At 63.6% G+C, this 10,158-nt stretch carries 10 protein-coding genes; 9 read left to right on the top strand and 1 reads right to left on the bottom strand.

What is annotated here, in order from left to right; genetic code table 11:
* From A2J03_RS31420 to ppc, 9 genes are all read left to right on the top strand, one after another.
* Nucleotides 1–191 (top strand): hypothetical protein (locus tag A2J03_RS31420; protein WP_156520124.1); only part of this gene is annotated, 191 nt, incomplete at its 5' end.
* A complete protein-coding gene (gene rapZ / locus A2J03_RS00965; RefSeq protein WP_068368491.1) occupies nucleotides 188–1,072 on the top strand; it encodes an RNase adapter RapZ in 885 nt (294 codons plus the stop codon). The genes A2J03_RS31420 and rapZ, both read left to right, overlap by 4 nt.
* Nucleotides 1,069–2,082: a gluconeogenesis factor YvcK family protein gene (locus A2J03_RS00960; RefSeq protein ID WP_068368488.1), complete on the top strand. Its 1,014-nt coding sequence runs from the start codon at nucleotides 1,069–1,071 to the stop codon at nucleotides 2,080–2,082. The genes rapZ and A2J03_RS00960 overlap by 4 nt, the downstream gene beginning before the upstream one ends.
* Nucleotides 2,073–3,056, top strand: coding sequence for a DNA-binding protein WhiA (gene whiA, locus A2J03_RS00955; RefSeq protein ID WP_068368485.1), 984 nt, complete (start codon nucleotides 2,073–2,075; stop codon nucleotides 3,054–3,056). The genes A2J03_RS00960 and whiA overlap by 10 nt, the downstream gene beginning before the upstream one ends.
* Before the next feature lie 117 nt (nucleotides 3,057–3,173).
* A complete protein-coding gene (gene gap, locus A2J03_RS00950) occupies nucleotides 3,174–4,193 on the top strand; it encodes a type I glyceraldehyde-3-phosphate dehydrogenase (RefSeq protein WP_068368482.1) in 1,020 nt (339 codons plus the stop codon).
* Between the two features lie 4 nt (nucleotides 4,194–4,197).
* On the top strand, nucleotides 4,198–5,409 hold the full coding sequence (locus A2J03_RS31415) for a phosphoglycerate kinase (protein WP_068368479.1): 1,212 nt from the start codon (nucleotides 4,198–4,200) through the stop codon (nucleotides 5,407–5,409).
* Between the two features lie 6 nt (nucleotides 5,410–5,415).
* Complete coding sequence (gene tpiA, locus A2J03_RS31410) at nucleotides 5,416–6,201, top strand: triose-phosphate isomerase (RefSeq protein WP_068368476.1); 786 nt, start codon at nucleotides 5,416–5,418, stop codon at nucleotides 6,199–6,201.
* A 123-nt stretch (nucleotides 6,202–6,324) separates the two neighbouring features.
* The gene (gene secG, locus A2J03_RS00935; RefSeq protein WP_068368472.1) at nucleotides 6,325–6,558 is read left to right on the top strand and encodes a preprotein translocase subunit SecG; all 234 of its coding nucleotides are present in this window, start codon (nucleotides 6,325–6,327) and stop codon (nucleotides 6,556–6,558) included.
* Nucleotides 6,559–6,604: 46 nt separating this feature from the next.
* Nucleotides 6,605–9,436 carry a phosphoenolpyruvate carboxylase gene (gene ppc, locus A2J03_RS00930; protein ID WP_068368469.1) on the top strand — a complete coding sequence of 944 codons (2,832 nt, stop codon included), beginning with the start codon at nucleotides 6,605–6,607 and terminating at the stop codon, nucleotides 9,434–9,436.
* 223 nt (nucleotides 9,437–9,659) lie between these two features.
* Here ppc and pgl read toward each other — a convergent pair.
* The coding region (gene pgl / locus A2J03_RS00925) for a 6-phosphogluconolactonase (RefSeq protein ID WP_068368465.1) at nucleotides 9,660–10,158 on the bottom strand (499 nt) is incomplete at its 5' end.

Raw genomic sequence — 10,158 nt, 5'->3', positions numbered from 1 at the left:
CCGAGATCACCGAGGTTCCCGGGATCGGCGAGACGACTGCCAAAGCAGTGCTCGACGCGCTCGGTGCCGGTGACCCGGAAGCTGCGCAGGGGGTAGGTTTGGCCCCGGCGGTTCCGCAGGTGGGCAATGATGATGTCGGGCAGGTTCGGGGTCGGTCCGAGACAACTTCGACAGGGCAGGCGTTCACGTGAGCGAATCGGACAATATCGAGGTCGCCCTGGTCACGGGACTGTCGGGCGCCGGACTCCGTACGGCGGCCAAGGTTCTGGAAGATCTGGGCTGGTACGTCGCAGACAATCTACCGCCCGAACTCATCTCCAAGATGATCGATCTCGGACTGGAGTCCGAGCCACGAATCGAGCGGCTGGCACTGGTCATGGACGTGCGCAGTCGGCTGTTCACCGGTGATCTCGGCTGGGTCGTGCGCGAGCTGGACACGAAGGGCGTGCGCAATCGGGTGCTGTTCCTCGACGCGACCGACGCCGTTCTGATTCAGCGCTTCGAGTCCAACCGGCGAAGTCATCCATTGCAGAACGATGGCCAGGACGGAACTCTGACCGAGGGAATTGCCGCGGAGCGGGAGCGTCTGGCGCAGGTCAAGGCGGCCGCCGACGTGGTCATCGACACCACGTCCCTGTCGGTGCATCAGCTCCGGCGAAGGGTCGAGGCGTCGTTCGGAGGAACGGACGCCGCGATGATCGGTGTCACGGTGCAATCGTTTGGTTTCAAGTACGGCCTGCCGATCGATTCCGATCTCGTCTGTGACGTCCGATTCCTGCCGAACCCTCACTGGGTTCCCGAACTGCGCGAGCACACCGGACGGGAGGCCGCAGTTCGTGACTACGTACTCGGTCAGGCCGGCGCCCAGGACTACCTGGAGACCTATCACCACCTTCTGCAGCTGACGGTCGACGGATACCGCAGAGAGGGCAAGAGCTATATGACCGTGGCGGTCGGCTGTACCGGCGGAAAGCACCGAAGCGTGGCCATGACCGAAGCACTGGCAGCCATGCTCGCTCGGCACGACGACCTGTCGGTGCGGGTCCTGCACCGAGATGTGGGCCGCGAATGACGAGATCCACACACACCGGGATGAAGGTTGTCGCACTGGGCGGCGGCCACGGTCTCTACGCGACGCTGAGCGCCGCGCGGATGCTCGCATCGGACGTGACCGCCGTCGTCACCGTCGCCGACGACGGCGGATCCTCGGGACGCCTCCGAGCCGAACTCGGCATGCTTCCACCGGGTGACCTCCGAATGGCACTGGCGGCGTTGTCTTCGGAGGAGCCGCGGACCCGGATGTGGGCCGACGTGATGCAGCACCGATTCGGCGGGTCGGGCGCGCTGGCAGGCCATTCCGTCGGCAACTTGATCCTCGCTGGGCTCACCGAAGTGCTCGGGGACACGGTGCTGGCACTGGACGAAGCGGCACGGTTGCTCGGTATCGACGGGCGAGTGGTGCCGATGGCGCCCATACCGCTCGACATCGAGGCGGATGTGTCGGGACTGGAAGACGACCCGCGAGTCAGCCGTGTCATCCGCGGGCAGGTCGCGGTAGCGACGACTCCCGGAAAGGTCCGACGCGTCCGTTTGTTGCCGGCGGATCCACCTGCGACGCCGGAGGCAGTAGCGGCAATCGCGGCTGCCGATCTCGTGGTCCTTGGACCTGGATCGTGGTTCTCGAGTGTGATTCCCCATGTTCTCGTTCCGGAGTTGCTGACCGCGCTCGCTCGGTCCTCGGCGCAGAAGGTCCTGGTCCTCAATCTTGCTCCTGAGCTCGGCGAGACCACTGGATTCTCCGCGGAACGACATCTGCACGTACTGTCCCAACACGCACCCGAATTCGGTGTCGACCATGTGGTGGTCGACTCGGCATTCGTGCCCCCTGGCGGCGAACGCGAACATCTCGCGCGAGCGGCGGCACGCTTGGGAGCCCAGGTCGTCTACGTCGACGTCGCCGAATCGGGTACTCACGCTCATCATTTCGGAAAGTTGGCTGCGGCCCTCGGTAGCATCGTCTCCTCACAGGGAGATGCCGCGTCGAGTGTGCCGCGCAGAGAGGGGATCACTTCGTGGCCATGACAGCGGAGGTGAAGGACGAGCTCAGCAGGCTCGCCATCACTCAGGTGAGTTGTAGACGAGCCGAGGTCTCGGCTCTGCTGCGGTTTGCCGGTGGGCTTCACATCGTTGCCGGACGAGTCGTGGTGGAGGCAGAGGTCGACCTCGGTTCGATCGCTCGACGTCTGCGCCGGGAGATATTCGACCTGTACGGGTACTCCTCGGACGTACACGTTCTCAGTGCAGGCGGGCTGCGCAAGAGTTCGCGGTACGTGGTGCGTGTCGCCAAGGACGGCGAGGCTCTTGCGCGGCAGACCGGGTTGCTGGACATGCGTGGGCGACCGGTCCGAGGTCTGCCGGCTCAGGTGGTCGGTGGAACGGTCGGCGACGCCGAGGCGGCGTGGCGCGGCGCCTTTCTGGCGCACGGATCGCTCACGGAGCCCGGTCGGTCCTCGGCGCTCGAGATAAGCTGCCCTGGTCCGGAGGCTGCCCTGGCGCTCGTCGGTGCGGCTCGGCGTCTCGGGGTAGCGGCGAAGGCTCGCGAGGTGCGAGGAACGGATCGAGTGGTGGTGCGCGACGGTGAGGCAATCGGCGCACTGCTGACGCGGATGGGCGCACAGGACACCCGGTTGGTGTGGGAGGAGCGCCGCATGCGCCGAGAAGTTCGTGCGACCGCGAACCGGCTTGCCAACTTCGACGACGCCAATTTGCGGCGATCTGCGCGTGCCGCAGTCGCAGCAGCAGCACGGGTCGAACGGGCGCTGCTGATACTCGGAGACGACGTCCCCGATCATCTTGCCGCTGCAGGCTCGCTTCGAGTTCAGCACCGGCAGGCGTCCCTCGAAGAGCTCGGCCAACTTGCGGATCCCCCCATGACGAAGGATGCAGTCGCCGGACGTATCAGGCGGTTGTTGTCGATGGCGGATCGGAAAGCGAAGGACACGGGTATTCCGGACACGGAGTCGGCGGTCACCTCGGAGTTGCTCGACGAGGCCTGACCCAGGTTGCGGGTGACGCGCGCGCAACCGAAGCCTGACCACTAGGGTGGAAACCGCATGTGGGGATGTACCTACGTGCAGAACACGACAATTGGTTCAACAACTTAGGAGCGAACAGTGACGATCCGGGTAGGCGTGAACGGCTTCGGCCGCATCGGACGTAACTTCTTCAGGGCGGTCGATGCGCAGAAAGCACTGGGCACCACCGACATCGAGATCGTGGCTGTCAACGACCTGACCGACAACGCGACGCTCGCTCACCTGCTGAAGTACGACTCCATCCTCGGCCGTCTGCCGTACGAGGTCTCGCTCGACGGTGACGACACGATCGTCGTCGGGGATCAGCGCATCAAGGCCTTGGCGCACCGTGGACCGTTGAACGAGCTTCCGTGGGGCGAGCTGGGCGTCGACGTCGTCGTCGAGTCCACCGGTATCTTCACCGATGCGGCAAAGGCCAAGGGACACCTCGACGCCGGCGCCAAGAAGGTCATCATCTCGGCTCCGGCCAAGGGTGAGGACATCACCATCGTCATGGGCGTCAACGACGACAAGTACGACGGCAGCCAGAACATCATCTCCAACGCTTCGTGCACCACCAACTGCCTCGGCCCCATTGCCAAGGTGCTCGACGACGAGTTCGGCATCGTCAAGGGCCTCATGACGACGATCCACGCATACACGCAGGATCAGAATCTGCAGGACGGCCCGCACAGCGACCTCCGTCGTGCGCGTGCAGCTGCCCTCAACGTCGTGCCGACCGGAACGGGTGCAGCCAAGGCCATCGGCCTGGTTCTCCCGCAGCTGCTCGGCAAGCTCGACGGATACGCACTTCGGGTGCCGATCCCGACGGGTTCGGTTACCGACCTGACAGCGAACCTGAAGAAGTCCGCGTCTGTCGAAGAGATCAACGCTGCGATGAAGGCGGCTGCAGAAGGCCCGCTGAAGGGCATTCTGAAGTACACCGAGGATCCGATCGTGTCCTCGGACATCGTCACCGATCCGCACTCGTCCATCTTCGATGCAGGCCTCACCAAGGTCATCGACGACCAGGTCAAGATCGTGTCCTGGTACGACAACGAGTGGGGCTACTCCAACCGCCTCGCCGATCTCATCGGACTCGTCGGAAAGTCTCTCTGATCACATGGCAGTCAAGACTCTGCAGGACTTGATCGACGCAGGCGTATCCGGTCGCGCGGTGCTCGTGCGCTCGGACTTCAACGTACCGATCGAGAACGGTGTCATCACCGATCCCGGTCGGATCGTTGCGTCGCTCCCCACGCTGAACGCGTTGCTCGACGCGGGCGCCAAGCTGATCGTCACCGCACATCTGGGCCGTCCGGACGGCAAGCCGGATGCGAAGTACTCACTCGCCCCGGTGGCATCGAAGCTGGCCGAGCTACTCGGACGCCATGTTCAGTTGGCGGGCGATGTCGTCGGTCAGGATGCCCAGGCCCGCGCAGAAGGTCTCACCGACGGCGACGTGCTGCTGCTCGAGAACATCCGATTCGACCCTCGCGAAACCAGCAAGGACGAAACGGAACGAGCGAAGCTGGCAGCCGAGCTGGTCGCACTGACCGACGGTGAGGGCGCATTCGTGTCCGACGGCTTCGGCGTCGTCCATCGCAAGCAGGCGTCGGTGTACGACGTGGCGCAGTTGCTGCCGTCCTACGCGGGCGGCCTGGTGGCCACCGAGGTCGACGTGCTCGCCAAACTCACCGAGGACCCGGCACGGCCGTACGCAGTGGTTCTCGGTGGCTCGAAGGTGTCGGACAAGCTCGGCGTCATCGAGGCGCTGGCTCCGAAGGTCGACACCCTCGTGATCGGCGGCGGCATGGCCTTCACATTCCTTGCGGCGCAGGGCTACTCGGTCGGATCTTCGCTACTGCAGGAGGACCAGATCGACGTCTGCAAAGATCTGCTGGAGCGGTTCGGCGACGTTATCCACTTGCCGGTGGACATCGTCGTCGGCGACAAGTTCGCCGCGGACGCAGAAGCAAAGACGGTCGAAGCGTCGGGCATTCCCGACGGTTGGATGGGCCTGGACATCGGACCCGAATCGGTCCGCCGATTCAGTGTGGTGCTCTCCAACGCCAAGACGATCTTCTGGAACGGCCCAGCCGGCGTGTTCGAGTTCGAGAAGTTCGCAGCCGGAACCAAAGGCATCGCGGAGTCGATCGTCGGCGCAACGGAGAAGGGCGCCTTCAGTGTCGTCGGAGGTGGCGATTCCGCCGCAGCCGTCCGGGCGCTCGGACTGCCGGACGACGGTTTCTCGCACATCTCGACCGGAGGAGGCGCGTCGCTCGAGTACCTCGAGGGCAAGCAGCTTCCCGGTCTCGCGGCATTGGAAGGCTGAACCACCATGGCACGTAAGCCGCTCATCGCAGGCAACTGGAAGATGAATCTGAATCACCTCGAGGCAATTTCGCTGGTGCAGAAGATCGCCTTCTCGCTCCCGGCGAAGTACTTCGACAAGGTGGACGTGACGGTCATCCCGCCGTTCACCGATATCCGTAGCGTGCAGACGCTGATCGAGGGCGACAAGCTTCTGCTCACCTTCGGCGCGCAGGACGTGTCGGCCCACGATTCGGGCGCGTACACCGGCGAGATCAGCGGCGCGATGCTGGCCAAGCTCGGCTGCACCTTCGTCGTGGTCGGACACTCCGAGCGTCGTACGTTGCACAGCGAGGACGACGCGGCCGTACTGGCAAAGACCAAGGCTGCGTTGAAGCACGGGTTGACCCCCATCGTGTGCATCGGTGAGGGCCTCAACATCCGCGAGGCCGGTGAGCACGTGTCCTACAACGTGACGCAGCTCCGTGGATCGTTGGCAGGATTGTCCGCCGATGAGATCTCGAAGGTCGTCATTGCGTACGAACCCGTGTGGGCAATCGGCACCGGACGGGTCGCAAGCGCGTCGGACGCACAGGAAGTGTGCTCGGCGATTCGTGAAGAACTGAAGACCCTCGCCTCCGCTGAGGTCGCCGCGGGTGTTCGTGTTCTCTACGGCGGCTCGGTCAACGCCAAGAACGTCGGAGAAATCGTCGGCCAGCCGGACGTCGACGGTGCCCTTGTCGGTGGCGCCTCGCTCAAGGCGGACGAGTTCGCCACGCTGTCGGCTATCGCCGCCGGTGGGCCACTGCCCTGATCGGTAGAAGCCGGAAGTAGCTCGACGCTGCCGTGTCGCGTGCCCGTGAGGGGCGTGGCACGGCAGCGTGCGCCCGGCAGGTAGGCTGTGGTGGGTTATGAGCTGAATCGATGTGAGGCGGATATGGATCTGTTCCTGGATATTTTGCTGGTTGTCACCAGCCTGACGCTCATTCTGCTGGTGCTGCTGCACCGGGGTAAGGGCGGCGGTCTGTCCAGTCTGTTCGGTGGTGGTGTTCAATCTTCGCTGTCGAGCTCTACCGTCGTCGAGAAGAACCTCGATCGGCTGACCATCTTCACTGGCATAGTCTGGCTAATCGCGATTCTCGGAATCGGTCTCGAGATCAAGTTCTCCTGATCTCCCTCGGACTGCATCCGGGGTTCGCGTGCACGATAATCGTTTCATGAGCGAAACCCCCTTCGAGTCGGCCGGATCTCCGGCGTTCGTCACCCCCACGGCGCATGGCCGCGAGTTGACCGAACCGCTACGGGAAGACATCCGCTATCTCGGCGGAATTCTCGGCGAGATCATTCGTGAACACGAGGGCGACGACGTCTTCGAACTTGTCGAACGTGCTCGTGTCGAATCCTTTGCCGTTCGACGTTCCGAGGTCGGACGTCACGATTCCCTCGGCATCTACTCCGATGTCGAAGTGGCTCGGGCCATCCCGCTGATTCGAGCCTTCAGTCATTTCTCCCTCCTCGCGAATCTTGCCGAGGATCTTCACCGTGAGCGTCGTCGTGCCATCCATCTCGATCGCGAGGATCCGCCTCAGGACAGCAGTCTCGACGCCACCTGGAACAAGCTCGACGCCGCCCATCTGACCAGGGCGCAGGTCGCCGAAGCGCTGACCGATTCGCTTGTCGCCCCGGTTATCACGGCTCATCCGACCGAGACTCGCCGTCGCACGGTGTTCGAGGTGCAGTCCAAGATCACCGAACTCATGCGCAGGCGCGAGGTCGCAACCACAATGCCCTCGGCGGGTGGTCCTCGGGTCGCGAAAGAGCTTGCTGTCATCGATGCGTCGATTCGCCGTCAGGTCTTGACGTTGTGGGAGACCGCGTTGATCAGGCTGTCGCGCCTGCGTATTCAGGATGAGATCGAGGTTGGACTCCGCTATTTCGAGTCCTCGCTGTTCGATGTCATTCCGGCACTCAACGCCGATGTCAGGGAGGCGCTGAGGCAGCGATGGCCGGACGACGATCTCCTTCCTCGGCCGATCCTGCGGCCCGGCTCGTGGATCGGTGGTGACCGCGACGGCAACCCCAACGTCACCGCCGACGTTGTACACACTGCAACCCATCAGGCAGGCTTTGCCGCCTTCTCGCGCTATCTCGATGAACTGGTCGCGCTGGAGAAAGAACTGTCGATGTCTGCTCGCCTGGTATCGGTCACCGACGAATTGGCAACTCTCGCAGCAAAATCGGGCGATCCAGAGGATCAGCGCAACGACGAGCCGTATCGGGTGGCTGTGCGCGGTATTCGTGCCAGGCTCACCGCGACGGCGGTGAAGGTCCTCGATTCGGTGCCCGTCGCGGGACTGGACCTGGGCTCGACTCCCTACGCCACGCCCCAGGACGTGCTCGATGATCTCGACACGATCGACCGTGCGTTGCGTGCCGACGGTGACGCGCTGATCGCCGACGACCGGCTTCAGTCACTTCGCCGATCGGTGGAAACGTTCGGATTCCACCTGCAGGCCTTGGACATGCGACAGAACTCGGAAACACACGAGGAAGTGGTAGCGGAGCTGCTGGCGTGGGCGGGCGTGCACCCCGACTATCTGTCGTTGGAGGAGGATGAGCGTGTCGCTGTCCTCTCCCGTGAACTCACGACTCGTCGACCGCTCGTCGGCCCGACCGCGGAGCTGAGCGAACTCGCTGCCAAGGAACTGGGCATCGTGCGCGCGGCGAAGGAAGCGATCGACCACCTGGGTCCCGACACGATTCAGAACTACATCATCAGCATGTGCCAGTCGGTGAGTGACATGCTCGAGGCCGCGCTGCTGCTCAAAGAAGCGGGAATTTTCGATCCCGGCGTCGATGGAACGGCACCGGTGTCGACGGTCGGCGTCGTCCCACTCTTCGAAACCATCGAGGATCTACAGCAAGGTGCTGCCACTCTCGTGGCCACGCTCGATGTTCCCGTCTACCGCGCGTTGGTCGCAGGCCGCGGCATGAACCAAGAGGTCATGCTCGGCTATTCCGACTCCAACAAGGACGGTGGCTACCTCGCGGCCAACTGGGCGCTCTATCGTGCCGAACTCGACCTACTGGAGGCTTCCCGCAAGACCGGAATCAGGTTGCGGCTTTTCCACGGTCGCGGCGGTACGGTCGGTCGCGGCGGTGGACCGAGTTACGACGCCATCCTCGCGCAGCCTCCTGGCGTCGTGCAGGGTTCGCTCCGGCTTACCGAGCAGGGCGAGATCATTGCGGCCAAGTACGCCGAGCCGTCCATGGCCCGTCGAAACCTGGAATCGCTCGTCGCGGGCACATTGGAGTCGACACTTCTGGACGTCGAAGGTCTCGGCGACGGAGCCGAACCGGCCTACGAGGTCCTCGACGACCTGGCGGCCAAAGCACGCGCGGCATACGGCCGTCTGGTTCACGAGGAACCTGGTTTCGTCGAGTACTTCCGGACGTCCACCCCTGTTGCCGAGGTGGGGGAGTTGAATATCGGAAGCAGGCCCGCCTCGCGTAAGCCGACGAATTCGGTGTACGACCTTCGCGCTATTCCGTGGGTGATGTCGTGGAGTCAATGCCGCGTGATGCTGCCGGGCTGGTACGGCACCGGATCTGCGTTCTCGGAGTGGGTCGATGGCGACGAATCCAAGTTGGCAGTGTTGACCGACCTGTATCGGAAGTGGCCGTTCTTCCAGACTGTGTTGTCCAATCTCGCGCAGGTGATGGCGAAGTCGGATCTCGGAATCGCCGCTCGGTACGCCGAACTCGTTCCGGACGAGGAGCTACGCCGTCGAATCTTCGGAATGATCGAGGCCGAACACGCCCAGACCATCGACATGTACCTGAAGATCACCGGGTACTCCCGGCTGCTCGAGGACAACTCCTCGCTCGAACGATCCGTGCACAACAGGTTCCCGTACCTCGAGCCGCTCAATCAGATGCAGGTCGAGATGCTTCGGCGCTACCGCGCAGGCGACGACGACGAGCGCGTCAAGCGTGGAATTCTGCTCACGATGAATGGCCTTGCGACGGCGCTTCGGAACAGCGGCTAGAGCGACTCTCCGGGTAGGTGGAACCGGACGGTGCCCGGTCGCGTCCAAAGAAGTATGAGGCAATGCAGCAACAGCGCGCAGAGATGGCGCGACGGAACCGCCTACCGCGGGCAGGGTAGGCGGTTCGTCAGGTCGAACACCGCGCACGAAGAATGCTGCGATAGTGAGGACGCAGAACAGCAGAGAAGAGACACCGACGGCGCGGAACCCAATTAGCGGAGTACTACTGCTTGTCGAGTCCCGATGCAGCTGCTGTGTCCAAGAACCACACTGTCGATTCGGACCCGACGGCGCCGGCCGACGGAACATCGTCCGAATCGGCCCCACCAACCGCTGCGGCAACGGCTTCGGCTTTGTTCGCTCCCGACACGAGCAACCACACGTGTTGCGCCCGACGTACGGCGGGGAGCGTCAACGTGATTCGAACCGGAGGTGGCTTGGGGGAGTCCTCGACCGCGACCACGTATCGGTGCTGCTCACGCACTGCATCCGTATGTGGGAACAGCGAATTGATGTGGCCTTCACCTCCCATTCCGAGGAGGTGAATGTCGAACTCGGGGGTGTGCTCGCCGCCAGAACGTGACCCAAGGATCTGTGCGTAGGTCGCCGCAGCCACCTCAGGATCACTTCCGTGCGGGCCATCGGACGCGGCCATCCGAAAGACATGATCCGGATGCACGTCGACGTGATCGAGCAGCGCCTTCGACGCTTGGACCTCGTTG

This window comes from Rhodococcus sp. EPR-157, assembly GCF_001647195.1.
GTDB lineage: Bacteria > Actinomycetota > Actinomycetes > Mycobacteriales > Mycobacteriaceae > Rhodococcoides.
Note: the sequence above shows the minus strand (reverse complement) of the source record. Positions and strands in the feature narration are given on the sequence as shown.